Below are 25,888 nucleotides of genomic sequence, written 5' to 3'. Positions count from 1 at the left end.
CACCCCATCGACGTGCAGCTTTGCGACCCGCGACTGCGGGCCGACCAGGATGAAAAACGCTCATTGCTGGACGAAGGAGTCCGCATGTCCACACGTTCGCTCGATACCGGGACGCCGGAGGACGCCTCCGGCGTCGCGGCTCCGATCGACTCCGCCGCGCGATCCAGGATGGCCCGCCGGGCCGGAGTCGCGGCCTTCGTCGGAACCACCATCGAAATCTTCGACTTCTACATCTACAGCACCGCATCGGCGCTCGTGCTGGGCGCGCTGTTCTTCCCGACGGTGTCGCCTGCCATCGGCACGCTGGTCGCCTTCGCCACCATCTGGGTCGGATTCATCGCTCGCCCCCTCGGCGGCGTCATCTTCGGTCACTTCGGCGACCGGCTCGGCCGCAAGAAGATGCTGATGATCACCCTGACCATGATGGGGATCGCCACCATCATGGTCGGCCTGCTGCCGACCTACGGCCAGATCGGCATCGCCGCACCGCTGCTGCTGGTCACCGTGCGGATGCTGCAGGGCATCGCGATCGGCGGCGAATGGGGCGGCGCGGTGCTGATCGCCACCGAACACGCGCCCAAGAAGAAGAGCATCCTCTTCGGCGCGTTCGCCCAACAGGGCTCGCCGGTCGGAAACCTGTTGGGCACGCTGGCGTTCATCGCCATCACCCAGCTTCCCGAGGAGCAGTTCACCTCGTGGGGCTGGCGGATCCCGTTCCTGTTCTCCGCGGTGCTGGTCATCGTCGGCATCGTGATCCGCACCCGGCTGGAGGAGTCGCCGGAGATGGAGAGCCTCCGCCGGTCCAGCACGGTTGTACGGCTGCCGCTGGCGGAAGTGCTCCGGTCCACGCCGAAGGTCGTCGTGCTCGGCATCCTGGCCGGCGCGATCGGCATGGCTTCCTCGTACGTCAAGACGACCTTCGCGCTGTCCTGGGCCACCGAGGACATCGGCTTCTCCCGGTCCACCTTCCTGATGGTCATCATGATCGCGCTGATCGCGCAGGTGCTGGCGCAGCCCTTCGGCGCGGTGCTGGCCACCAGGTTCGACACCCGGAACGCGATCGTCTGGATCCTGGTGCCGGAGATCTTCCTGATGCCGCTGATGTTCTACTTGATCGGCACGGGGTCTACCGCCCTGGCCATCGTGGGCATGGTGCTGGCGACCTTCCCGCACTCGATGTTCTACGCGACCCTGGCCGGAATCCTCTCCAACGCCTTTCCCGCCCGGACCCGCTACACCGGCATCTCGGTCTGCTACCAGATGTCCACCACGGTCTTCGCGGGCACCGCACCGTTCCTGTGCCAGTACCTGCTCACCACGACGGGCTCGATCACTTCGGTGGTGGCGCTGACGATCGGCTACGTCGTGCTGTCGCTGGTCTGCTCCCTGGCCCTCCTGAACCGGACTCCCGCACCGCACGAATGATCCGGGCCCTGGAGCTGGCTGTCGCCTGCGATGTGCGTCTGGTGACGACGCGATCCAGCTTCGGCCTGCCGGAGATCAAGCTGGGCATCCCGTCGGTCATCGACGCCGGCCTCCTGCAGCAGTACGTGGGTCTCGGCCACGCGAAGGAGATGATCCTGACCGGTGATCTTTACCCGGCCACCGCACCGCAGCTCGCCGGTCTCTGCAACCGGCTCGTCGAGCCGAGTGGGTTGGAGGAGGTACTCGAAACCTTCCTGGCGAAGGTCACGAGCCACACCACAACCGTGCTGGCGTCGCAGAAGCGACTCTTCGAGACGTGGCAGAACACGACCACAAACGTGGGCATCGATGTCGGCGTAGGTGAGTTCGTCGGTACCTTCGCCGCCGCCGACACGATGGAAGCGCTGACTCGGTACGGAGCCGAGTTGGGAATCGAGCGCGAGTCGGCGGTCGGCGATGGCCCGCCACGCAGATCTGATCCCCAGCAGTGCGAGAACAGGAGAGGACACCCTCGGATGACCAAGCCTCTGGAAGGGATGCTCGTCGTCAGCCTGGAGCAGGCCGTCGCCGCGCCGTTGGCGACGTGCCGGCTTGCCGACGCGGGCGCTCGTGTGATCAAGATCGAGCGCACATCGGGAGATTTCGCCCGCGGATATGACCGTGCGGTCCATGGTGAGAGCGCCTACTTCGTCTGGCTCAACCGCGGCAAGGAGTCGATCTGCCTGGACTTCACCCGGGAAGAGGACGCTGCCCTGTTGCGAGCCATGATCAGCCGCGCTGATGTTTTCGTGCAGAACCTCGGTCCCGGTGCAGCGGCCCGTGCCGGTCTCGAAGCGGAATCATTGGTGGAGGCGAATCCCCGGCTCGTCGCCTGCACCATCTCCGGCTACGGCCGGACCGGGCCCTATGCGCAGATGAAGGCCTACGACCTGCTGATCCAGGCGGAGTCCGGGCTGGCATCGGTCACGGGCACGCCCGAGGCGCCAGGCCGGGTCGGGGTGTCCGCATGCGACATCGCCGCGGGACTCTCCGCCCACGCCGGGATCGTGGAGGCGCTGCTGAGGCGCGCGACTACGGGTTCAGGCGGCGTTGTGGACGTCTCGATGTTCGCGGCGATGGCAGAGTGGATGGCCGTCCCATTGCTGCATTGGGAGCACCAGCACACGATCTGGCCGCGGGTGGGCCTCAACCACCCGGTCATCGCCCCGTACGGGGCATATCCCACCGCCGGCGAGGGGATGGTGCTGGTCGGCATCCAGAACGACGTCCAGTGGCGGCGGTTCGCGGAGCGGCTGCTCGACCGGCCAGAGCTCGCCGGCGACGAGCGGTACGCCACGAACGTCGAGCGGGTCGCCCACCGGGCCGAGATCGACGGTCTTGTCGAAGGTTTTCTCGCGCCGCTCACCGCCGACGAGGCCGTCGCCCGGCTCGTGCAGGTCGACATCCCGTGCGCCCGGATCAACGGGGTTCCGGAGCTCGCTGCCCACCCCCAGCTGAGCCGGCTCGGGGTGGACACGCCTGCCGGCACCGTTTCTGTGACGGCGCCCCCGACGCAGCACTCGACCTGGTCACTCGAGTCCGCATCCGTACCCGCGCTCGACCAGCACGGTGCGGCGCTCCGCGAGGAGTTCGCGACGACCGAGGCGCCGTAGCGCCAAGCGTGTTGATCGCCCCGGCTCATGCCGCTGACCTCGGTGCGGATCAACGGGAGAATGCGAAGAAGAACTTCTTCGAAGGTTCCAGGGTGAGCCAGGTGCCGCGGAAGTTTTCGGGCACGAAGAAGACCTGGCCGGGGACGAATTCCTCGCGGCCGCCTTCGAGGTCGACCAGGGCGACCCGGCCGGACACTCTTGCCGGTTGCGAACGCCGCATCGTGCGGAACTCGGGTCAGGGGCTGGTTTTCCGCTTGGCTCGGCTTCGGGAGATGGCCTTGATGAGTGGCGGCAGATAGGCCGTCGCCAGCTCGTCCGGGGCCAGTTGGTCCGGCTCGACGAGGCTTTGCGCCAGGGAGCCTTCGTGCAGGGCGGTGATGAACCGGGCAAGCGAGTCCAGGTCGACGGCGGCTTGTCGGCCCAGGCGGTCGAACAGCGTGCCCAGCAGTCGCACGATCTCGTCGCGCAGGCGGCGGTCGTGCTCGGCCAGAGCGCGTGCCGTCTCGGGGTTGCGGATGGCGTGGAGCGTGAACTCCGTCGACAGCAGGTACCAGCGACGTTCGCTGTCGTCGACCGCGTTGGTGCGCGCGATCAGCGTGCCCAGCGGGTCCGGCGCGTCCCGCATCTCTTCGATCGCCTGGGTGAGCCGGTCGATGACCCGTTGGGCGTGCAGGTCGAACAACGCGAAGAACAGGTCTTCCTTCGTGCGGTAGTTGTAGTAGAACGCGCCGCGGGTGAGGTCCGCCCGGTCGCAGATCTCCTCGATCGAGGCGCCGTAGAAGCCGCGGTCGGCGAACGTCTCGAGCGCCGCATCGAGCAGGCGCTCGGTGGTCTTCGGGCGGCGTTTGGTCTGTCCCTTCGGCAACGCATTCCTCCACGGGCATTGACATCCGGACGTGACGCCCTTCACGATACAGCATCGTATGACATACGGCTCTGTATGAAATACGACTCTGCATGAGCTACGACTGCGTACTCGTTTCGTTGATCCTCAAGGAGTTCTGATGGAGACGACCGCTGCCGACGTGCACATCGGACTTGGACCGACCCCGCCCGGATTCCAGGCGATGCTCCCTCCCGCCTTCGACTCGGTGGAGGAGGAGCGGCTGCACCGCAAGCAGGAACTGGCCGCTGCCTTCCGGCTGTTCGGCAAGCTCGGCTTCTCGGAAGGGGTGGCCGGGCACATCACGGCTCGCGACCCGGAGAACCCCGAGTGGTTCTGGGTCAATCCCTTCGGGATGAGCTTCAGCCAGATCAAGGTCTCCGACCTGATCCTGGTCGATCACGCCGGCAATGTGGTGGAGGGCCGCCGACCGGTGAACCGCGCGGCGTTCTGCATCCACTCCGAAGTGCACAAGGCCCGACCGGATGCCGTCGCGGCGGCTCATGCGCATTCCTTGCACGGCAAGGCGTTCGCCACCCTGCGCCGGCATCTGTCCCCGATCACCCAGGACGCCTGCGCGTTCTTCGAGGACCACGGCCTGTACGAGGACTTTCGCGGGGTGGTCAACGACACGGAGGAGGGTAGGCGGATCGGTGTCGCGCTCGGCGGCCACAAAGCGGTCGTCCTGGCCAACCACGGCCTGCTGACGGTCGGCCAGACCGTGGCGGAGGCCGCCTGGTGGTTCGTCACCATGGAACGTTCCTGCCAGGCGCAGCTGCTGGCCATGGCGGCCGGGCATCCGCACGAGATCGACCGCGAGACCGCCCTCCAGGTGCGTGAGCAGATCGGCAGCCCGTTGTCGGGGTGGTTCCAGTTCCGGCCCATGTGGGACCGCATCACCGAGGAGCAACCGGACCTGTTCGACTGAGCGGCTCGGGGAGGACGACATGAGCTCCGCTTCCGTCCCAGAGCCGGCCCGGCCGGCACCCCTGGACCAGTCCCTGGTCGACAGGGGTGTCGCGCTGGCCAGGCGGCGGCTGATACCGGTGCTGGTCCTGATGTACGTCATTTCGTACCTGGACCGGCTGAACCTGAGCTACGCCGAACCCTCGATCTCGCGCACGCTCGAATTGAGCGCGACCGTGTTCGGTGCTGCGGCAGGAGCCTTCTTCCTCGGCTACGCGCTCCTGGAGGTGCCGAGCAACCTAATCCTCTACCGCGTCGGAGCGCGCAAGTGGCTCGGGCGGATCATGATCACCTGGGGCGCGGTGAGCATGCTCTCCGCGCTGTCCTGGGACGCCACCTCGCTGATCGTCTTCCGCGTGCTGCTGGGCATCGCCGAGGCGGGCTTCTTCCCAGGCGTCCTGTTCCTGATCACGCAGTGGTTCCCCGAACGGCAGCGAGCGAGGGCCACCGCACTGCTGTTCGCCGGGCCGCTGATCGCCGGGGTGCTGGGTGGGCCGCTGGCCGGCCTCCTGCTGGGGCTCGCCGGGACGGGCGGGCTGCACGGCTGGCAGTGGCTCTTCCTCGTGGAAGGACTGCCCGCCGTCCTCGTCGGGCTGTGGGCGGCCAAGTGGTTGCCCAACCATCCGGGCGAGGCCAAGTGGCTCGACGCCGAGACCGCGCAGGCCGTCCAGGCCGCTATCGCGGCAGAAGCGGCGGCCGTCCGGGGCCGGGAACCGCTCTCTCTCGGGAAGGCCCTGCGGGACCGACGCGTCCTGCTACTGGCGATTATCTTCTTGTGCTACCACCTCGTGACAAACGGGGTGAGCTTCTGGCTTGCGCCGCTCGTCGGTCAGATCGGACAGCTCAGCACGACCGCGTTCAGCATGCTGATCACGGTCCCCACCCTGGTGGCCGCGATCGGCCTGCTGTACTTCGGTCGCAAGGCGGGGCGCACTGAGAACAGTCGCGGTCTTCTGCTCATCGGCCTGTTCATCGGCATCGTCGGGCTCTCCGCTGCGGCGGTGCTCCCGCCCGGGCTCAGCTTGGTCGCCGTCGCGGTGGCCTCCTTCGGGGCCAGCGGTCTACTGCCGGTGTTCTGGGAGCTGCCCGCACGGCTGCTCACCGGCCGGGCAGCGGCGGGCGGTATCGCGATGATCAACAGTATTGGGCAGCTCGGCGGTCTGGTCGGCCCGACTCTCGTCGGTGCAGTCAAGGAGAGCACCGGATCACTCGACCAGGCCTTCCTGCTGTTGGCCGGAGCCCTCGCCCTCGCCGTACTGCTGACGCTGTTGGTGCGGTTCCCGCGCAGCGAGTCCGAGACATCGCCCTTGCCACCAGTTCGAGCGGAAACGGAGACCTGATGACTGCCCTGATCGCCGGTCTGGACGGCCAACTGCCGGCGCTGCACGAGTTGTACCGGGATCTGCACGCCCACCCGGAGCTCTCGTTCCAGGAGGTGCGTACGGCCCGGATCGTCGCCTCCCGGCTGCGCGAGCAGGGCTGGGCGGTCACCGAGGGGGTCGGCGGCACCGGCGTGGTCGGCGTGCTGAGTTCCGGCGAGGGGCCGGTGGTGCTGCTGCGCGCCGACATGGACGCGCTGCCGGTGCGGGAGGAGACCGGCCTCTCCTACGCCTCCACCCGGACCGCGGTGGACGCCGAGGGCAACGAGGTGCCCGTGATGCACGCCTGCGGCCACGACATGCACGTCACGTGCCTGCTGGGTGCCACCGCGCTGTTGGCCGAGAACCGGGACGCCTGGCGGGGCACCGTTGTGGCGGTCTTCCAGCCCGCGGAGGAGGTCGGTGGTGCTGCGGCGATGATCGAGGACGGGTTCGCTGAGCGGTTCCCGCGCGCCGACGTGTGCCTGGGTCAGCACGTCAGCCCAGTACCGGTGGGAGCCGTCGGAACCCGGCCGGGTCCGGTCATGGCCGCGGCCGACACTCTGCGGGTCCGGTTGTTCGGCCGGGGCGGGCACGGGTCCAGGCCGGAGACGACGGTGGATCCGGTGGTGATGGCGGCTGCGATCGTGACGCGCCTGCAGACGGTGGTGGCCCGGGAGATCGGCTCGGGCAGGCTGGCCGTGGTGACCGTGGGCGCGATCCACGCCGGGACCAAGGCGAACATCATCCCGTCCACCGCCGAGCTGCACATCAGCGTTCGCAGCGAGACCGCCGCGATCCGCGAGCAGGTGCTGGCGGCCGTGCGACGGATCATCCGCGGCGAAGCCGTCGCGTCCGGAGCCGACCGGGATCCCGAAGTGACGATCACCGAGAGCTTTCCGGTGACCGTCAACGACCCGGCGGCGACCGGGACGGTGTTCCGCGCGTTCACCGAGACCTTCGGTGCGGAGCTGGTGTTCACCCTGCCGCAGGCCGTCACCGGTAGCGAGGACTTCGGTGCTTTCGGCGCCGCTCTCGACGCGCCGTCGGTGTACTGGATGTTCGGCGGTACCGACCACGCCGCGTTCGGCGACATCGACCGGGAGGCGTTGCTGGAAAACGGCATTCCGCCGCACATCCCAGGCAACCACTCGGCGCTGTTCGCCCCGGTTCCCGATCCGACCATCGGGCTGGGCGTGCGCTACCTGCTCACCGCCGCCGCACCGTGGCTGACTGTCCAACAGGGACATTCCGATGTCCCAGGAGGGAATTGAGATCGTGCCCGACTCAGCAGAGCTGATCTTCACCGGCGGCCCGGTGCTCACCATGGACGACGCGGCTCCGGAAGCCGAAGCCCTCGCCGTCCGCGACGGCCTGATCATCGCCGTGGGGCGGGCAGCTGAGGTCCTCGCCCTGCGCGGCCCCGACACGCGGGTGGTCGACCTCGACGGGCGGGCGCTGCTGCCCGGCTTCGTCGAGGCCCACGGACATCCCTCGACGATGGCCCTGACCCTCGCCCCGCCCGCGATCGACGTCCGCCCGTTCACCGTGCCCACCGGAACCGAGGTCTACGAGCGGATCAAAGCGGCCGTGGCCGCCGCCCCGGGCAAGTCGGTGGGCGCTTACGGGATCGACCTGCTCCTGCAACGAGATTTGGCCTTGCCCACCCGCGAACTGCTCGACGAGCTGTGTCCCAACGCCCCGCTCGTGGTGGTCTCCAACAGCGGCCACGCCGCCTACGGCAACACCGCGGCCCTGCGCGCGGCGGGGATCACGGCCGACACGCCCGACCCTGCGGGCGCGCGGTTCGTCCGCGACGAGAGTGGCGAACCCACCGGCGAGGCCCAAGAAACCGGCGCCATCCTGACCTTGTTCGAAGCGCTGGGGGAGGACTTCCGCGACGACGCGCAGGTGTCCGCCGCACTGGATTGGGCGTTCGCCGAGCACGCCCGGGTGGGGATCACCACGGCAACCGACATGGCGACCGATCCCCGGAACGTTCTGGCGTTGCGCGCCGCCGCTGAACGCACCGGCGCCGCCCTGCGGATCCGCTCGTACCTCATCGGGACTCCCGAGCTGGCTGCGGAGCCGGAACGGCGCTTCCCCGGCCATGCTCCCGCGAGCGAGATGTTCGGCATCTCCGGCATGAAGCTGTGGGCCGACGGGACCCCGTGGCAGGGCAGCGTCGCCACCAGCTTCCCGTTCAAGGACAACGACGCGACGCTTCGCATCGGCATGGACCACTGCACGCACGGTCCCATGAACTACAGTCCGGACCAACTCGCCGAGCTGGCCACCGCTTTCGCAGCGCAGGGCTTCCCGCTCGCCTGTCACGTCCACGGGGACGTCACGTTCGAAGCCGTCCTCGACGCGTACGCCAAAGCCGGAGCCGGCGATCCGGAGATGCTGCGGGCGATGCGGCCGCGGATGGAGCACTGCGGAGCCGCTACCGCAGAGCAGTACCGCCGTGCGGCTGACATGGGAGCCACCGTCAGCCTTTTCATGGACCACGTCCGATGGTGGGGAGACGTCCTGGCGGACGACCTCTTCGGCCCCGAAGTGGCCGATCGCTGGATGTCCGCGCGGTCGGCCTGGGACGCAGGGCACCGCGTCTCCCTGCACAACGACGGTGTCTGCTCGCCCACTGATCCGCTGTCCAGCGTCGCCACCGCGCTCACCCGCCGATCGCACCCCAGCGGTCGTATCCACGGAACATCCCAGCGCCTCACCATCGACGAAGCCCTGCGCGCGGTGACGACCAACCCGGCGTGGCAGCTGCACCTGGAGGACGAGATCGGCATGCTGCGCACCGGGATGCGCGCCGACCTCGTGGTCCTCTCCCGCGACCCGCGCACCGCGCCCGTCGAGCACTTCCGCGAAGCGGTCGAAGTCTCGGCCACCTACCTCAGCGGGCGGCGGACCTGGTCGCGCTGAACCCCTCCTCGGCGCCCGCGGTCCGACCGGAGGCGCCGCCGGTGCCTGAAACACCCGCCCGAGAAAGGCTGTCCCATGAGCCATCCGTTCGGCTCCTACCAGAACGAGATCTACCTCAACGGCCTTGCCGGGATCCTGCCGCGGTTCCCGATGGTCCACGCCGAGCTGGAAGCCAAAGCACAGGCGGCACTGCCGCCGTCGGTGTGGTCGTACGTCGCCGGAGGTGCCGGCGACGAGCACACGCAGCGGGCCAACACCACCGCATTCCAACGTTGGGGTCTCATACCCCGGATGTTCGTCGGTGCGTCGCAACGCGATCTGTCCGTCGACCTGTTCGGGATGACGCTGCCGGCTCCGCTGTTCATGGCGCCGGTCGGAGTCCTCGGCATTTGCGCGCAGGACGGGCACGGCGACCTCGCGACCGCACGCGCCGCCGCGCACACAGGCGTCCCGATGGCCGCCTCGACGCTGTCCGCCGATCCGATGGAGGAGGTCGCTGCGGAATTCGGTGCGACACCTGGCTTCTTCCAGCTGTACACACCCACTGATCGGGAGCTGGCCCAGAGCCTCGTGCATCGAGCCGAGCGCGCCGGCTTCAAAGCCATCGTGGTCACCCTCGACACCTGGGTCACCGGGTGGCGGCCGCGGGATCTGGCGACGAGCAACTTCCCGCAGCTGCGTGGGCACTGCCTGGCCAACTACACCAGCGACCCGGTCTTCCGGGCGCGCCTGGACCGCGCGCCGGAAGAAGACCCGCAGGCCGCAGCCCTGATGTGGACGCAGATCTTCGGCAATCCGCTGACCTGGGCCGACTTGCCGTGGCTGCGGTCGCTCACCGAGCTCCCGCTGATCGTGAAGGGTCTCTGCCACCCCGACGACGTGCGGCGTGCGAAGGATCTGGGCGTGGACGGCATCTACTGCTCCAATCACGGGGGGCGTCAGGCCAACGGCGGATTGCCCGCCCTCGACGCCCTGCCGGCCGTCGTCGAGGCAGCGGATGGGCTACCGGTGCTCTTCGATTCCGGCATCCGCAGCGGCGCCGACATCGTCAAGGCGATCGCTCTGGGAGCCACCGCCGTCGGTGTAGGTCGGCCCGTCGCCTACGGCCTCGCCCTCGGCGGCGCCGACGGAGTCGTTCACGTCCTCCGCTCGCTCCTGGCCGAGGCCGATCTGATCATGGCCGTTGACGGCTACCCGACCCTCGCCGACCTCACGCCCGAGGCGCTCCAGCGCGTCACGTGACCGTGCGGAGGTGGGGCCGCTGGCCGGGAATCGGTGATTCTCCGGCCGAATGGGCGCCAATTCGGCCGTCGGCGGCGGCCAAGGGATGGCGATGGTGGTGCAGCGGCCTTGAGCCGGCGGGGCGCGAGCAATCCGGCGGGAGTTTCCCGATGCAGGCAACCGGTTCAACTCCGGATGATTGCACGGTTTTCCTTCGGGTGTACGAAATTCGTGATCAGGACAGTGGGTGGTGAGTGAGATGAAGGCGTGGCAGGTCGCCGAGCTCGGGGAGCCTCGCGACGTGATGGGGCTCGTCGAGGTGCCCGAGCCCGAGCCGGGCCCAGGACAGGTCTCGGTGCGAGTTCTCGGAGCAGCAGCCAACTTTCCCGACGTGCTGATGTGCCGCGGGCGCTACCAAACGCGTCCTCCGCTGCCCTTCACACCTGGTGTGGAACTCTGCGGCGAGGTGGTGGCGGTCGGCGCCGAGGTGGACGGAATCGCAGTCGGCCAGCGGGTGCTCGGCGGGTCCGTGCTCCCGCATGGCGGGTTCGCCGAGATGGCGCTGATGGACGCCGCAACCGCTTTCGCCGCGCCGGAATCGCTCGACGACGCCCAGGCAGCGTCGCTGTTCATCGGCTACCAGACGGGTTGGTTCGGCCTGCACCGCAGGGCTGGTCTGCGGGAAGGGGAAACCCTGCTCGTGCACGCCGCGGCAGGCGGCGTCGGCAGCGCGGCGATCCAGTTGGGCAAGGCAGCGGGAGCGCGCGTCATCGGAGTGGTCGGCGGGTCGGAGAAGGCCGAGTACGCCCGCAGCCTCGGTGCGGACGTGGTCGTGGACCGGCACCGTGAAGACTTCGTCGAGGTGGTCAAGGCCGAGACCGGTGGTCGGGGTGCCGATGTCGTTTACGACCCGGTCGGCGGCCAGACCTACCAGCGATCCACCAAGTGCATCGCCTTCGAAGGGCGAATCGTGGTCGTCGGCTTCGCCGGGGGCGAGATCCAGAGCGCGGCGCTCAACCACGCGCTGGTCAAGAACTATTCGATCGTGGGTCTGCACTGGGGCCTCTACAACACCCACGACCCGGCCTCGGTCGGGGAGTGCCACCGCGACTTGGCCGCGCTGGCGGACCAGGGCATCGTGCGCCCGCTGGTGAGCGAGAAGCTCGCCCTGGACACCGTGGCCGAGGGTGTGCAGCGCCTCGCCGATGGCGTCACCGTCGGCCGGGTGGTGTACGTCGCGTGAGTCGGCAGGCGGCCACCAGCGGATCCACGTCGACGCGGAGACTGCTGTCACCGGGCCCGTCGGAACCACCATCTCAATCTCTCGAGGAGCAGCCCTGATGGAATATGACAATCCCCTGCACGCCGACCTGCGTCGGCGGGTCGAGGAGGTCCTGGCCGAGCACGACCCGGCTACCAGCGATCCGGTGGAGTTCCACCGGGCCCGGTTCGATGCCGGGCTGGCGTGGGTGAACTTCCCCGAAGGCTTGGGCGGGCTCGGCTTGCGGCGCGAGCTCCAACCGTTCGTCGACGAGCTCTTCGAAGCCGCCGGTGCGCCGGACAACAGCTCGCAGACCAACGGCATCGGTCTGGGGATGGCCGCGCCGTCCTCGCCTACGGCACCGCGGAGCAGAAGCAGCGGTTTCTGCGTCCACTTTGGACAGGGGGGGGAGATCTGGTGCCAGCTCTTCAGCGAGCCGGGTGCGGGGTCCGACCTCGCGGCACTGGGAACCCGCGCGGTCCGCGACGAGGGAGGTACCTCCCGCTCGAGCGAAGCCGAGAGCGGGGGAAACTGGGTGGTGAACGGGCAGAAGGTGTGGACCTCCGGCGCCCACTTCGCCAGGTTCGCGATCCTCGTCGCCCGCACAGCGCCCGACCTGCCGAAGCACCAGGGGATCACCTACTTCATCTGCGACATGACCGATCCCGGGGTCGAGGTGCGGCCGCTGCGCCAGATCACCGGCGAGGCGGAGTTCAACGAGGTCTTCCTCACCGATGTCCGCATTCCCGACAGTTACCGCCTCGGAGCGGAAGGCGAGGGCTGGCGGGTTGCGAACACGACGCTCAACAACGAGCGAGTCTCCATCGGAGGGCAGCCGATCCCACGTGAAGGCGGCGTCCTCGGCCCGGTGGCGCGCACCTGGCGGGAGCGCCCCGACAAGCGCACACCCGAGCTGCACGACCGGCTGATGGGGCTCTACGTCGAGGCCGAGGTCGCCCGGTACACCGCGGCCCGACTGCGCCAGAAGGTCGCGGCGGGACAGCCGGGCCCCGAGGGTTCGGCGCTGAAGCTCACCTTCGCGCGGATCAACCAGGCGCTGAGCGGGCTCGAGCTGGAGCTGCTCGGCGAGGACGGCCTGCGCTACCAGGACTGGACCCTGGTGCGCCCCGACAAGGTCGACTTCACCGGGCGCGACGCCGGCTACCGATACCTGCGCGCGAAGGGGAATTCCATCGAGGGAGGCACCTCGGAAATCCTGCGCAACATCGTGGCCGAACGCGTGCTGGGTCTGCCGGTCGAGGCGCGTGGTGACAAGGACATTCCCTGGAAGGACCTCAAGCGATGAGCGACGACATCAACCTCCTCGAAACCGACGTCGAGGTGTCCCTGCGGAGCACGCTGCGCGACTTGCTCGCGGACCACTGCGAGCCGGCCTCCGTGATGCGCGCCTACGAGGGCGACCACGCGTTGACGCAGGCCCTGTGGAAGGTCGTCGCGTCCGATCTCGGGCTGGCCGGCCTGCTCGTGCCCGAAAACCGCGGCGGTGCGGGCGCGTCCGCCCGCGAGGTCGCCGTCGTGTTGCAGGAACTGGGCAGGTTCGTCGCGCCGCTGCCGTTCCTCTCCAGTGCCGTCGAGGCAACTACCGTGCTGCTGGCCGGCGGCTCCGCGCTGGTGCAGGAACTGGCCTCCGGTGACCGCACAGCCGCGCTGTTGGTGCCCTTCTCCGCGGCTGCGGACTCACCGCTTCCGCCGGTCGGAGCGGACGCGGCGGGACGCCTGACGGGACGCGTCACCAGCGTCGCGGGGGTGCTCGACGCCGATGTCCTGCTAGCGGCGGTGGAAACGGCTGCGGGCGAGGTGCACGCCGTGCCGGCGAGTGCGGCCACCGTGACGCCGTTGGTGTCCCTCGACATGACGCGGCCGCTTGCCGACGTGGTGCTCGACCGAGCCGCCGGTGAGCTGGTCGTGGGAGCAGACGCAGGCGCCGATGCAGTCCGCCGGGCGCTGGCGACGAGCGCGGCGCTGTTGCCGTCCGAGCAGGCGGGTGTGGCGGCTTGGTGCTTCGAGACGACGGTGGAGTACCTCAAGATCCGGCGCCAGTTCGGCCGACCGGTCGGTGGATTTCAGGCGTTGAAGCACCGGCTCGCGGACCTCTTCGTCGAGGTGGAGTCCGCTTCGGCCGCGGCCTGGTACGCAGCCGGCACTTTGGCCGCGGGTGCGGACGACGCGGCGATCGCGGCCGAAGTGGCGTCGTCGTACTGCAGCGATGCGGCGGTCCACGCTGCCGAGGAGGCGGTGCAGCTGCACGGCGGCATCGGTATGACCTGGGAACACCCGGTGCACCTCTACCTCAAGCGGGCGAAGGCGGACCAGATCGGCCGGGGTCTTCCAGCTCACCACCGCGGGGTGCTCGCCGGGCTGGTCGACCTGCCGTCGTGAGCACGACGGCCCTTCGCTGAAGCCATACCGACCTGACGATCGCTGCGATCGCCTGATGCTTGGAGGGACATGCCCAGCGTCACTGGACCATTGTGGGAGCACGCCGCCGCTACGTCGGACGCGGTAGCGGTCAGGGCAGGCGCAGACGTGTGGAGCTATGCGCGGCTGCGCGGCGCTTCCGCTGCCTTCGGTGGGGAGTTGCGGGCGCGCGGCGTGCGGACGGGAGACCGGGTGCTGCTGGTGGCGCCCACCGTCCCCGAGTTCGCGGTCGCCTACCTCGGCGCCCACCTGATCGGAGCTGTGGTCATCACGATGAACACCATGGCCACCACGCCCGAGATCGACTACGTCGTCGAGGACTCCGGCGCCTGTCTCCTGGTCGCCTGGCACGAGGCGCGGGAGCCCGCGCAGCGCGTGGCCGACGAGCGCGCCCTGCACCTGCGGGTGCTCGGGCCGGGAGCTGCGGCGGAGGAGGGAGAGCCCGTGCACACTCCGGTGTACAGCAGGACCGCCAGTGCACGGCGGTCCTGCTGTACACCTCCGGAACCACCGGCCGCCCCAAAGGTGTCGAGCTCACCGTGGCCAATCTCCTCGACACGGCGCGGACTCTCGTCGAACAGCTGCACCTCACGGCGGCGGACCGCTGCGGGACCGGCCTCCCGCTGTTCCACGTCTTCGGCCAAGCGGTCTGCCTCAACTTGGCGCTGGCGGCCGGTTGCTCGATCTCCCTGCTCTCGCCCTTCGACCCGACGGCCATGCTCGGGATGATCCGGCGCGACCGGCTCACCTTGGTCGCTGGTGTGCCGACGATGTGGAACGCCATGCTGCACGCCGCCGGCGACTTCGGCCCCGATGATTTCGCCGACCTGAGACTCGCCTCCTCTGGTGGCGCATCCCTCCCCGGCGAGGTCATCAGTGCGTTCTCGGAGCGGTTCGGCTGCACCATCCTCGAGGGTTACGGACTTACCGAGTCCACCGCCGCCGCGACGTACCACTCTCCGGACCACGAGCAGCGGGTCGGGTCGGTGGGACTACCGCTCCCCGGCACCGCGGTGGAGGTCCGCGGCCCGGATGGTGACGTGCTCCCGGCAGGTGAGGTGGGGGAGGTGTACCTCCGCGGGCCGAGTGTGATGAAGGGGTACTGGAACCGCCCCGAGGAGACGGCCGCCGATCTCGCGGACGGGTGGTTGAAGACCGGTGATCTCGGCCGGCTTGACGGGGACGGCTACCTCCACATCGTCGACCGCGTCAAGGACCTCATCATCCGCGGTGGCTACAACGTCTACCCGCGCGAGGTCGAGGAGGTGCTCTACCAGCACCCGGACATCGTCGAGGTGGCCGTCATCGGCGTGCCCGACGAGAGGTACGGCGAGGAGGTCGCTGCCGTCATCACCGCACGTCCCGGTGCGGAGATCGCCCCCGAGGAGCTCCGCGCCTGGGCGAAGGAGCAGCTGTCCGCGTACAAGGTGCCGCACCTGATCCGATTCGTCGACGCCCTGCCCAAAGGCGCCACCGGCAAGATCCAGAAACGCGCCCTGGACTGGAAGGCGCTTTCGGCGTGATTCTGCGGTGGTCCGTCGAGCTGTCTCGCGGGGAGCATCCCATGTTCGATGTCTTCAAAGCCCTGGCGCACGATTTCGGCCGCCTGGCTGGCTCCGCCGCACGCCACAAGCTGTTGGCAGATCGCGATTGGGATGTGGAGCGGCGGGTTCTGGCCGGTGCGCCGGCCGTACGGGTGTTGACGTCGGGCCAGCAGCATGCCTCGATCGACCGTGCCGTGCGGTTGCTCGCCGCGGTGCGATGTCGACGCGCGCAAACTACTTGGTGCACGCCGCCGATACCGCTGCGGAGGCGGGCATGGTGCCGGCTCGTGACCAGCGACCGGCCGGTCGCCCCGTTGGCCTTGACCACGTCGAGATGGAGATCGATACCGGAGTCGTGCACCGACTTCGCACCTTGCGCCAGACCTGAGAAGGCCCGCTGATCTACGCGTTCGCGCTGATCAACGGGCCTGTCCCATATCCCGGAACCGGTTACGCCCGGCGCATTCCAATCTCGATGGCGTCGATGATCCGCGGCCGCAGTTCGTCGGCGCGAACGATCGCGTCGACCGAGCCGACTTCGACGGCCCGCTGGATGCTGTGCACCCGGTCGAACTCCGCCGCCACCTCGCTGAGCTTCTCCGCGCGCACCGCCGCCCGGACATCGGCCAGCTTCAGGTTCAGCGTCGCCCGCTCGGTGCCGTCCGCCTCGGCGACGAGCTCTTCGAGCTCGCGCACCGTGGGGTCGTTCGCCGTCCGCGTGTTGACCTCGCCCGCGAAGACCACCGCGGCCGCCGGCGCGCCGCCGATCACCGAGGCGAAAGAGCCCTCCACGGCGAGCACCGTCATGTTCGGGTTCAGGGCCTTGGAGAACACCACGAAGGCGCCGCCGTGGTACCGGGAGATCACGCAGAACACGATCGGGCCGCGGAAGTTCACGATGGCCCGGCCGATTTCGGCGCCGTACTCCAGCTGCAGCTTCCGCATCGACTCCGGCGAGCCGTCGAACCCGGACAGGTTCGCCAGCACCACGAGCGGCCGGTTCCCGCTCGCCGCGTTGATCGCCCGCGCCGCTTTCTTCGACGAGCGCGGGAACAACGTCCCGGCGGTGTAGGAGTCCGGCCCATCGGTGGGCGGGAACCCGCGGCGCGCCACCGGCTGCGATTCGATCCCGAGCAGGCACACCGGCCAGCCGCCGAGGTGCGCGTCCTGCACGACCGCGGTGTCCGCGTCGGCCATCCCCGCCCAGCGCTCCAGAACGGGGTGGTCCTGGTCGGCAACAGCCCGCAGCACCGTGCGGATGTCGAAGGACTTCTTGCGGTCCGGGTTGCTCGCGGCGGAGAAGATCTCGCCCACCGTGGTGAAGTCGCTGCCGGCCAACGCGTGCGGGAAACCGGAGATGTCCCGGTCGTGCGGGTCGGCCGTCCCGGCACGCCGCGGCGCGGCCTCGCCGGGGACGACGTAGGTGTGGTCGTAGTGCGCCATCAGCACATCGCGCGCGGCACCCAGGTTCGGTGCCCAGTACTGGGCCTGGCCGTTCGGCCCCATCACCCGGTCGTAGCCGCCGATGCCGAAGTTGTCCTCGGCCGACACGCCACCGGAGAAGTCCAGCGACTGCTTGCCGGTCAGCACCATCGCCGAATCCGGCGTCATCACCAGGATCCCCTTGGTGTGCATGAGCATCGTGGCCTCGGCGTTCCAGTACGGCTGGGCGCCGACGTTGATCCCCGCCACCACGATGTTGATCTCGCCGCCGTCCTGGGTGAACTGGACGATCCGCTTGAGCGCGGCGGCCACCCAGTCCATGTTCTCCGTGCCGGAGTCCATCGAGATCCGGGCACCCGCCGACAGCGCGAACCACTCCAGCGGCACCTGCAGCCGTTCGGCCAGGTCCAGGGCGGCGATCACCCGCGAGCACTCCGGTTCCGACAGCGCGCCGAGCGCCTTGGTCGGATCGCCCAGCAGCATCACCCGGGTCACGCCCTCGGGATGGCGCTCGGTCGGTGTGCTGATGACGCCGGCGACGATGGCCGCCGAGTTCTGGCCCTTCGGGCGGTCCACCGGCGCCAGCACGCCGGTCTCGTCGAGGTCGTGCTCGACGAACGTGCCGTCGGGCCCGGCGAGCATGCCGGTCAGCTCGTACGGGTAGGCGGTACCGCGCTTGGCGGCGCGCAGCACCTTCTGGCGGTAGCTGTCCAGCGGCTCGATCGGTTCGGTCGGCGGTTCGACGACGGACAGCTGAATCCCGGTACCGGCGTCGTAGCCGATCCGCACGGCGAATTCGCTCAGCTCGCCGGTCTCCCGGTCGCGTCGGCGCCCGAGGAACAGCACTTCCTCCAGCCCGGCACCCGCGGTCGTGGGCAGTACCCGCTGCGCGACGGTGTTCAGCTCGTCCGTGGACAGCTCGTTCGGCGGCCACACGTAGATGGTGATCCGGTTGGTGCCGGACCGGTTGTTCCCGTTGTTCGCGCCGGGCTTCGCCTGCGCCTTGCGGACCGCGTCGAGGCACGCGGTGAGCACGCCTTCCGCGGCCGGCAGCGCGACAAGCCTGCCGTCGTCGTCCCGGAGCGGCGTCAGGTCCCGCACCTGGGCCAGTGCCACGAACCGCTCGTCGGACGGGTTGTCCGGCGCCACGCAGCGGAAGAGGTACACCTCCTCGTCGGCCGACGGCAGGCGGGTGAGGTCGAATTCGCTCAGCCGCTCCAACTGCATCCGCTCGGCGATGAGCGGGTGCAGCCCGCGGATCAGGCGTTCCTCGGCGAAGCCGGTCGGCGACGGCCGGAACGTGAAGTGGTGGTGCATCACCGCGCCGCTGCGGCCCGCCACGGTGGTGGTGATCCGGCTGACCTGGCTCGGCAGCGGTTGGGCCGCGAGTACCTCGGCCAGCTCTGCCGCCATCGCGTCGGTGTCTTCGGGCTGATCGGCCCAGACGAGGTAGATGTCGGCGACCAGATCGCCGTCCGGCGCCAGTTCGCCCAACGCCCGCACGGCGTCGGGCAGGGCCGCGAAGTCCACCGCGGTGGCCACCACGCGCGTGCGCGCGCTCCGGTGCCCGGCGCTGACGAACGTGCAGCCCGCGGCCCGGGTCGTGCGGACGTCTTCGAGCTCCCGGTTGCCGTAGTAGCGGCGGGTGAGCACCTCCAGCAACGGCGCCGGATCGGTGCCCTCGCGGCCGATGCGCTGCCCGACCAGCCGGACCAGCGGTTCGGCGCTGGTGACCATGGCGGAGATCCGCTCCGCCCGGTCCGGTGCGTCCGGGTGCTCGTCGAGGTGGCGCAGGTGCTCGCGCACGCCCGCGTAGACCTCCGCGCGGTGGCGCCGCAGCATGGGTTGGGCGAACCAGCGGAAGACCACGGTGCGCGCGAGGTCGGAGACGGCGGGGAACCGGAGCTGGGTGGCCGCGATCAGGTGTTCCAGCGCCAGGCCCGCGGCCTGGCGGGCCGCGCTGGACGGAGGTGCCTCGGCGAGCCACTTCCGCAGCAGGTCGGTCACCACCGCCGCGCCCGTCGTGGCGCGCTGCTGGGCGAGGAAGATCCGGAACACGGCCTCTTCCAGCTCGGGCGTCCGGTCCAGCTCGTGGACCCCGTAGCGACCGAGCACCCGGACGAGGCGCTGCTGGAACGTCTCGGACAGCCCGGCCCGCTCGACGTCCAGGCTCTGCAGGTAGGTGTGGAAGTACTCGCGGGGGCTGTGCACCCGCGAGTCCGCCTTCGTCTCCTCCCCGACCGGCCGGTTCCGGCTCAGCTCGGAGAGGTCGGCGAACACCGCGAGCAGTTCGATCTCTTCGGTGAGCGGGCGCTGCCCGGCCTCGGCGAGTTCCGCCCGGGCGGTCAGGTAGTCCGCCAGCACCCGGCGCTCGTCGTGCGGGTCCACGTCGAACCCGAGCAGCAGACTGCGCAGATCCTGCTGACCGCGGGTCGCCCGCTGCTGCGCGCTGAGACCGTCCGGCCGCTGGGGCAGGGCGAGGTCGGCGGCTTCCTCGGAAGGCTGCTCGGGGCCGGCCTCGTCCTGGTCGCCGAGCGGTTCCAGCCGCAGCAGCGGCGCGCCCATCTCGACCTGGCTGCCCGCCCGCACCCTGCATTCCCGCAGCTTCGCGCGGAACGGCGCGCGCACCACGGTCTCCATCTTCATGCTCTCCAGCACGAGCACCGGAGCACCCGCTTCGACCTCGGCGCCGACCTCCAGCGGGGTCGCGACCACCAGGGCAGGTGCCGGTGCGCGCAGCACACCGCCCTCGTCCCGGCTGACCCGGTGGGCGACGCCGTCGACCTCGACGAAGTGCACGGGACCGTGGGTGTCGGTGACCAGCCGGTAGCGCTGCCCGTTGACCGAGATCTGCCCGGCGTGCGAGTCGAACCGCTCGACCTCGACGTCCGCGGGGTGGACGTCGCCGCCTGCGGTGCCGATGCCGACCCGGAACCGCTGGTGCCCCACGCGCGCCACCTGCACCCGGTAGCCGACGCCCCGGAGCTTGAGGTCCAGCGGTCGACCGCTCTCATGGCGCGCCTGGGGGCGGCCGCCGTGCGCGGCGGCCAGGAACCGCTGTCGTTCGGCGAGTTCGGCGTCCTCGTAGTCCTTGATGGCGGCCGCGGCCAGCGCGATCGCGGAGTGCCGGTGCGCCTGGAGCTCGCCCTGCGCGCGCACCCGGTCGATCCACCCGGTGTCGGCGGTGGCCTCGATCACCTCGGGCCGGTCGAGCAGGTCGAGCACGAAGCTCTTGTTCGTCGCGCCGCCGGCGACGATGACCGTGGTCTGCGCCATCGCCCGGCGCAGCCGGCCCAGTGCCTCGTCGCGGTCCCGGCCGAACGCGATGATCTTGGCGATCATCGAGTCGAAGTCGGCGGGAATGGTGTCGCCCTCGCCGACCCCGGTGTCCACGCGGATGCCGGGACCGGCCGGGAAGTCCAGGCGGACGATCTTGCCGGGGGAGGGGGCGAAGTCGCGGTCCGGGTCTTCGGCGTTCAGCCGGGCCTCGACCGCGTGCCCGCGCTCGGCGGGCGGCTCACCCGCCAGCTTGCCGCCGGACGCCACGTGCAGCTGGGCCTTGACCAGGTCGACGCCGGTGGTGGCCTCGGTGATCGGATGCTCCACCTGGAGGCGGGTGTTGACCTCCAGGAAGGCGAACAGCCGCTCGCCGGGGTGGTAGAGGAACTCCACGGTCCCCGCGCCCCGGTAGTCCACGGCGAGGGCGAGCCGCTCGGCGGCGGCCTTGAGCTCCCCGCTCTGCTCGGCGCTGAGCACCGGGGAGGCCGATTCCTCGATGACCTTCTGGTTGCGCCGCTGGATCGAGCAGTCCCGCACCCCGAGCGCCCACGCCGTGCCCTGCCCGTCGGCGATCACCTGGACCTCGACGTGCCGGGCGCCGGTGACCAGCCTCTCGAGGAAGACCGCGCCGCTGCCGAAGGCGCGCTCGGCCTCCATCCGGGTGCGCTCGTAGGCGTCGACCAGCTCCTGCTCGTCGTTGATCACCCGGATGCCACGGCCGCCACCACCGGCGGTCGCCTTGAGCATCAGCGGGTAGCCGATCTCGTTCGCGCTGCGGATCGCCGCGTCCAGGTCGGCGACCTCGCCGCGGCTCCACGGTGCCACCGGGACGCCGACCTCTTCGGCGATCAGCTTCGCGCCGATCTTGTCGCCGAGCTGGCGCATCGCCTCGGGGCTCGGCCCGATGAAGGTCACACCCAGCTTCTCGCAGAGCTCGGCGAACGCCGGGTCCTCGGCGACGAAGCCCCAACCGACCCACGCCGCGTCGGCCCCGGTCTCGGTCAGCGCCCGCTCCAGGGCGCCGAGATCGAGGTAGGGGCGGGCCTGCGCCGGGCCGAGGTCGTAGCTCAGATCGGCCTCGCGCACGAAGGCGGCCGTGCGGTCAGCGTCGGTATAGAGGGCCACGGTCTCGATCCGGGACCCGGTTTCCGCCGCGACCTCCCGCACGGCATGGATCAGCCGCATCGCAGCTTCCCCACGATTGACGATCGCAACACGACTGAACACCGAGCAGACCTCCTGCAGCTATCTCTCCTGGGGGCGGCAACACCCCGCTAAGCACACCATCCTGATTACCGGCGGGTATGGATATGTCGAAACCCTGGCGTGGTGCGCCCCGAAAATCGTTTGGCATCGCCAAATCGACCCGGCCGGCGCCCCTCCCGACTGTCTCGACGCATCAATTTCGGTGATCCACACCTCATCGAGCGGACGTGAGCGTGGTGGGGACGATATAGGACGGCCCGAGGTCGGCCGATCACCGACTCGGCACTCGGCGGCAGTGCACATGCCGGCCGTGGCGTCTGCGACTGATCATCAGGTCATCCGGCCCCGCGCCGACATCCATTGGTCAGTCGAGGTAGGCGACTTCACGCTCTGGGCAGAAGCGCCGCGGGAGCGATGCGGCGCATCGAGGTCATCATCCGCCTATGTACCGGCCTATGTGCCGTCCGCGTTGACGTCGGACGGTGACTGCTCCTTCCTGCGTTCGGCAGGCCAGAACGCCATGCGGTCGAGTAGCCCGTCGCGTAGGACGAGACTGTGGAACAGCACCGCCGACATGTGCGCCAAGAAGGTGACGAAGAGCAGGTAAGCCAGGACCGTGTGTGTTTGGTGGAGCGCGGAGTACAGGGTGGGGTCGGCCGGTAGGATGCGCGGGAGGCGCAGGCTTCCGAACAGCGCGACAGGAGTCCCGGCTGCTGACGTCATTGCCCAGCCGACGAGTGGTTGTACGAGCAGCAGGCCATAAAGAAGCAGCTCCGACCCGATTGCCACAACGCGCTCAGGCCGCGACATCGTCGGTGGATGTGGTGGAGGCCGGTGCAGGAACCGGTTGACAACGCGGACCACAGCAAGAACGAGGACGGCGACCCCCAACGGACGGTGGACGGACCGCAACGCGTCGTAGGCGGTGGGGGAGACCACCATGGCGACTCCGATGAACAGCATCGTGATCACCATGACGGCCATCGTCCAGTGCAGCAGGCGGGAGAGAACGGTGAAACGCTGGTTCTGGAGATTCCTGCTCACCGGGGCTCCTTCGCCACGTCGATCGCACCGGGGTGCTTGGGTTCGCCGGCTCGCCGCGTGAACGACTGGGCGTAAACGGCCGAGCGGGCGCTGAGCAATGGATCATCGGAGGCCGCCAGCCCGTCGGGCAGTACGAGAGGGTCGAAGTTGGTATCCCGGACATTGCTGCTCGCCTCGGTCTGCACGGAGTCGATCGTGAGCATGCCCGCGTCGATCCTCTGGTGGTCGCCTGTCCACGGGATGGTCGGATCGTCCGTGGGATCGTTCGGTTGGCCGACGGTCAGGATCAAACGCCACTGCAACGGGCTTTCCGCTACCTTGCCGACCAGTTCATCGAACAAGTAGTCCTTCCCCGCAGGAGCAGCCGCTTGCATCGGCGCTGCGAAGTGAGTAGGCACCAGCGACCAGCGAATCGCAGTCGTCACGTCCGCCGCGTTGGTCGCCAGGAACGTGTTCAGGCTGTTGAAGGTGCTGTTGTCGAAGCCGGACGTCGGCGGGTTCGCCTTGATGATCTCCATCGCCTTGGCGGTTTCGGGGTGCTGGGCGAGGAAGCCGGACATCTTCTGCGGGTCCGGTTTGCCCGTACCGGGAAGTGGCTTCGACGCGAGGAGTCGTTCGTAGAACCCTTGCACGGATCTATCCGGAAAGACCGGGATGTTGATCAGCGCGGTGCGCCATTGCTCGCCGTTCGGCACGTGGAAGAGCAGTCCGAGTCCGCGAATCGTGCCGTGGGCATCGGTGGCATGGGGCATCCCTCCGGACAGTGAGAAACGTCCTGTCACCGGGATTCGACCACCTTGGAACACCGCCGCTCTTGAGACCGCGGCTCCCGAACCGTTGCTGTCGAAGAATCCGGAGACGCTCACGCCCTTGGCATGGTTGCGTCTGAACCCGTCGTGCTTGCCGTACACCTGCTCGAACCCGTCCGCGATTCGCTTCGGTGTCAACTCGTCGGTGCTCAACCACCCGCCGGAATAGAGAAAAGCGCCGGCGCTCGTTGCGCTCGCAGCGGCCACCCCGGTCAGTCCCAGGAGTGCGGATCGACGGTTGACCACCGAGCGACGAGGCAGGCGGGAGCCCTCCACGTCATCGTTCATGTCTCCTCCTTGAACACGGAAACTCCGGGAGGAATACGTGGGTCGCAGCCGCGTTGTTCAACCGATCGAAGTGGCGTCGATCACATCAGCGTTGTGCGCTGTGGGCATGCGTCCCTGTCACGTCCGTTGATTCGACTGCGGTGTGCTGCACTGATGCGAAGGAACGGGCCGTTCTCGGGCAGAGCCGGCTGTCCGAGAACGGCCCATCGCGGTTCAGCCGGTCGGCGCGGCGGTTTTGATCGCTTCGCCGTTGGGGCTGACGAGATACCAAGCGTGCATCTTGTCCTGCCCCTTGACGTCTCCGGCGGCCATGTCCTCTGCGAAGTAGTAGAGCGGCTTTCCGGCGAAGGTGATTTGCCGGCTGCCGTCGGGGCGGTTCACGGTTCCGAGCTTCGCCAGGTCCACTCCAGGGCCGGCCTGCGGAGTTCCGCTCAGCGGCGGCCAATTCGCTGCGCACGGGCCCACGCACCGAGAGGTGTTGGGTTCGTCCTTGGTGAAGAGGTAGAGAGTCCGGCCCGATGCGTCGACCAGGTAGTCGCCGGTGGGTGCGGTGCGGGTGCCGACCACGGTAGGAGCGGGTGCAGGCGTGGCGGCCGGCTGCGGCTGGGAGCCGGGCTGCTCGCTCGTCCCGCACGCCGCGATGGTGATCATGCAGGCACCGGTGGCCAGGACCGCGATTCCGCGCATTGGCATGGTATTCCCTTCCGTTCGTTTGCCTTGACTCCCCGTACGTCTGCGGTCGCGCGGCGGTTCAGCGCAAGAACGTAGCCGGGATCACTGAACCGGCCGGGTGTGCGCGACGTACACCCGGGCGCGGAGAATGCGGCTGACGCAGGACGGAGTGCGATGAGTGCGAACGAGCGACTGCTTCGTGCGATGTACGAGGAGTACGGGGGCATGCTGACCGCGTTCGTCCTGCGGTACACGGAAGACCGGCAGCGGGCCGAGGACGTCGTGCAGGAGACGCTGCTCCGCGCGTGGCGGAACCTCGATTCGATCGATCCCGCCCGCGGCGACCCCCGGTCGTACCTGTTCTCGATCGCGCGCAACATCCTGATCGACGACTGGCGCGCCGAGCAGCGCCGCCCGCGCCTCGTCCGCGACGATGGGGTCGTCGAATCGCAGCCGGTGGCCGACGACCTGGACCGGCTGCTGGACGGCTGGCTCGTCGGCGAAGCGCTCCAGCGGCTGTCGGCCCAGCACCGCGCAGTCGTGGTGGCGTTGTACTTCCAGGGGCGCAGCGTTGCCGAAGCGGCGGAACAACTGGGGATTCCACAAGGAACCGTGAAGTCCCGTGCCTACTACGCGGTGCGATCGCTGCGAACGGCCTTGGAGGAGATGGGAGTGGTCCGGTGAACGAGGGGCACGCGGAAGTTCGCAAGCTGCTGGGGGCTTACGTGCTCGGTGGTCTGGACCCAGAAGAGCGCCGGCGTTTCGAGGAACACCTCGGCCACTGCGCGGAATGCAGGGAAGAACTGTCCGGCTACGCGGGGCTTCCCGGATTGTTGCACCGCGCCGGTCCACCACCAGAACCGATCGAACCATCCGAGCCGGAGTGGGCGAAGCTGATCGAGAAAGCCCGCACCGAACGAGCGGCGCCGCCGCGGAAGCGGAGGTGGCTGCTGGCCGTCGCCGCAGTCGTGCTGTTCGGCGCGGGAACCCTCGGCGGCATGGCCGCGGTCTCGTGGGAACCGCAGGGGTCCGAGCTGGTGGCAGCAGCGGGCGTGGCATCGCACGGGCACGGCAAGCTGGAGAGCCGTCCATGGGGGACGGCGGTGTCGCTGCACGTGGAGAACCTGCCGCCGGACGAACGTTTCGTGGCCTGGGTGGTGGCCCGCGACGGCCGAGCGGAGCAGGCCGCCACGTGGTCGCGGACTCCGACCAGCGAAGCCCGGTTGTCGGGCGCGTCCGCGATTCCCCGGGACCAGGTGTCGCTCCTGCTCGTCACCACGGGAACCGGCCGCCCACTGTTGGAGATGCGCGTATGAACCAGACACTCGCCCTTCCCGCAGCGCACACTCCACAATGTCAATCGGTCCATCGTCCACATCGGATCGGCCAACACCCGCCAGCACACGATCTGACGACGATCCCGACCGCTACAAGGAGCGGGCCGGGCTGGTCAGGGAGCGGCGT

At 69.1% G+C, this 25,888-nt stretch carries 19 protein-coding genes and 2 pseudogenes; 15 read left to right on the top strand and 6 right to left on the bottom strand.

What is annotated here, in order from left to right; genetic code table 11:
- Positions 1 to 84: 84 nt before the first annotated feature.
- Both E1288_RS24370 and E1288_RS24365 read left to right on the top strand, forming a co-directional pair.
- The gene (locus E1288_RS24370; RefSeq protein ID WP_132488832.1) at positions 85 to 1,425 is read left to right on the top strand and encodes an MFS transporter; all 1,341 of its coding nucleotides are present in this window, start codon (positions 85 to 87) and stop codon (positions 1,423 to 1,425) included.
- On the top strand, positions 1,422 to 3,077 hold the full coding sequence (locus E1288_RS24365) for a CoA transferase (RefSeq protein ID WP_132488830.1): 1,656 nt from the start codon (positions 1,422 to 1,424) through the stop codon (positions 3,075 to 3,077). The genes E1288_RS24370 and E1288_RS24365 overlap by 4 nt, the downstream gene beginning before the upstream one ends.
- A gap of 49 nt (positions 3,078 to 3,126) precedes the next feature.
- Here E1288_RS24365 and E1288_RS47140 read toward each other — a convergent pair whose 3' ends face one another.
- Positions 3,127 to 3,297 carry a cupin domain-containing protein gene (locus E1288_RS47140; RefSeq protein WP_207954532.1) on the bottom strand — a complete coding sequence of 57 codons (171 nt, stop codon included), beginning with the start codon at positions 3,295 to 3,297 and terminating at the stop codon, positions 3,127 to 3,129.
- A 15-nt stretch (positions 3,298 to 3,312) separates the two neighbouring features.
- A complete protein-coding gene (locus tag E1288_RS24360; RefSeq protein WP_132488828.1) occupies positions 3,313 to 3,942 on the bottom strand; it encodes a TetR/AcrR family transcriptional regulator in 630 nt (209 codons plus the stop codon).
- Between the two features lie 139 nt (positions 3,943 to 4,081).
- Here E1288_RS24360 and E1288_RS24355 point away from each other — a divergent pair, with 139 nt between their 5' ends.
- From E1288_RS24355 to E1288_RS24310, 11 genes and pseudogenes are all read left to right on the top strand, one after another.
- Complete coding sequence (locus E1288_RS24355; protein ID WP_132488826.1) at positions 4,082 to 4,888, top strand: class II aldolase/adducin family protein; 807 nt, start codon at positions 4,082 to 4,084, stop codon at positions 4,886 to 4,888.
- Positions 4,889 to 4,907: 19 nt separating this feature from the next.
- Positions 4,908 to 6,266 (top strand): MFS transporter, encoded by a 1,359-nt coding sequence (locus tag E1288_RS24350; protein WP_132488824.1) that lies wholly within the window; start codon positions 4,908 to 4,910, stop codon positions 6,264 to 6,266.
- Entirely contained in the window at positions 6,266 to 7,558 is a 1,293-nt protein-coding gene (locus E1288_RS24345; RefSeq protein ID WP_132488822.1) for an amidohydrolase, read from the top strand. The genes E1288_RS24350 and E1288_RS24345 overlap by 1 nt, the downstream gene beginning before the upstream one ends.
- Positions 7,559 to 7,562: 4 nt before the next feature.
- Complete coding sequence (locus E1288_RS24340) at positions 7,563 to 9,218, top strand: amidohydrolase (RefSeq protein WP_165968231.1); 1,656 nt, start codon at positions 7,563 to 7,565, stop codon at positions 9,216 to 9,218.
- 75 nt (positions 9,219 to 9,293) lie between these two features.
- Positions 9,294 to 10,460: a lactate 2-monooxygenase gene (locus E1288_RS24335; protein WP_132488818.1), complete on the top strand. Its 1,167-nt coding sequence runs from the start codon at positions 9,294 to 9,296 to the stop codon at positions 10,458 to 10,460.
- Between the two features lie 238 nt (positions 10,461 to 10,698).
- On the top strand, positions 10,699 to 11,682 hold the full coding sequence (locus E1288_RS24330) for an NADPH:quinone oxidoreductase family protein (RefSeq protein ID WP_132488904.1): 984 nt from the start codon (positions 10,699 to 10,701) through the stop codon (positions 11,680 to 11,682).
- A gap of 97 nt (positions 11,683 to 11,779) precedes the next feature.
- Positions 11,780 to 13,006, top strand: a pseudogene (locus tag E1288_RS24325) (acyl-CoA dehydrogenase family protein).
- Positions 13,003 to 14,100: an acyl-CoA dehydrogenase family protein gene (locus E1288_RS24320; protein ID WP_132488816.1), complete on the top strand. Its 1,098-nt coding sequence runs from the start codon at positions 13,003 to 13,005 to the stop codon at positions 14,098 to 14,100. The pseudogene E1288_RS24325 and the gene E1288_RS24320 overlap by 4 nt, the downstream one beginning before the upstream one ends.
- Before the next feature lie 69 nt (positions 14,101 to 14,169).
- Positions 14,170 to 14,472: pseudogene (locus tag E1288_RS50440) on the top strand (AMP-binding protein); the annotation flags it as partial.
- Positions 14,469 to 15,662 carry a class I adenylate-forming enzyme family protein gene (locus E1288_RS24315; protein ID WP_408013826.1) on the top strand — a complete coding sequence of 398 codons (1,194 nt, stop codon included), beginning with the start codon at positions 14,469 to 14,471 and terminating at the stop codon, positions 15,660 to 15,662. The pseudogene E1288_RS50440 and the gene E1288_RS24315, both read left to right, overlap by 4 nt.
- Before the next feature lie 41 nt (positions 15,663 to 15,703).
- Positions 15,704 to 16,084 (top strand): hypothetical protein, encoded by a 381-nt coding sequence (locus tag E1288_RS24310; RefSeq protein WP_132488814.1) that lies wholly within the window; start codon positions 15,704 to 15,706, stop codon positions 16,082 to 16,084.
- Positions 16,085 to 16,133: 49 nt separating this feature from the next.
- Here E1288_RS24310 and E1288_RS24305 read toward each other — a convergent pair whose 3' ends face one another.
- The 4 genes from E1288_RS24305 to E1288_RS24290 all read right to left on the bottom strand — a co-directional run bounded on the left by E1288_RS24305 (position 16,134) and on the right by E1288_RS24290 (position 24,445).
- The gene (locus E1288_RS24305; protein WP_132488812.1) at positions 16,134 to 21,632 is read right to left on the bottom strand and encodes an ATP-binding protein; all 5,499 of its coding nucleotides are present in this window, start codon (positions 21,630 to 21,632) and stop codon (positions 16,134 to 16,136) included.
- A 432-nt stretch (positions 21,633 to 22,064) separates the two neighbouring features.
- Entirely contained in the window at positions 22,065 to 22,655 is a 591-nt protein-coding gene (locus E1288_RS24300; RefSeq protein WP_235883774.1) for a cytochrome b, read from the bottom strand.
- Positions 22,652 to 23,752, bottom strand: coding sequence for a catalase family peroxidase (locus E1288_RS24295; protein ID WP_132488810.1), 1,101 nt, complete (start codon positions 23,750 to 23,752; stop codon positions 22,652 to 22,654). The genes E1288_RS24300 and E1288_RS24295 overlap by 4 nt, the downstream gene beginning before the upstream one ends.
- Before the next feature lie 213 nt (positions 23,753 to 23,965).
- Positions 23,966 to 24,445, bottom strand: coding sequence for a COG4315 family predicted lipoprotein (locus E1288_RS24290; RefSeq protein ID WP_132488808.1), 480 nt, complete (start codon positions 24,443 to 24,445; stop codon positions 23,966 to 23,968).
- 153 nt (positions 24,446 to 24,598) lie between these two features.
- Here E1288_RS24290 and E1288_RS24285 point away from each other — a divergent pair, with 153 nt between their 5' ends.
- Both E1288_RS24285 and E1288_RS24280 read left to right on the top strand, forming a co-directional pair.
- Complete coding sequence (locus tag E1288_RS24285; protein ID WP_132488806.1) at positions 24,599 to 25,108, top strand: sigma-70 family RNA polymerase sigma factor; 510 nt, start codon at positions 24,599 to 24,601, stop codon at positions 25,106 to 25,108.
- Positions 25,105 to 25,740, top strand: coding sequence for an anti-sigma factor family protein (locus E1288_RS24280; protein WP_165968230.1), 636 nt, complete (start codon positions 25,105 to 25,107; stop codon positions 25,738 to 25,740). Before E1288_RS24285 ends, E1288_RS24280 begins: the two co-directional genes overlap by 4 nt.
- The last annotated feature ends 148 nt before the right edge of the window (positions 25,741 to 25,888 follow it).

It is taken from the genome of Saccharopolyspora elongata (genome assembly GCF_004348985.1).
Classification (GTDB): Bacteria; Actinomycetota; Actinomycetes; order Mycobacteriales; family Pseudonocardiaceae; genus Saccharopolyspora; species Saccharopolyspora elongata.
This window is presented reverse-complemented; position numbering and strand designations above follow the sequence as displayed.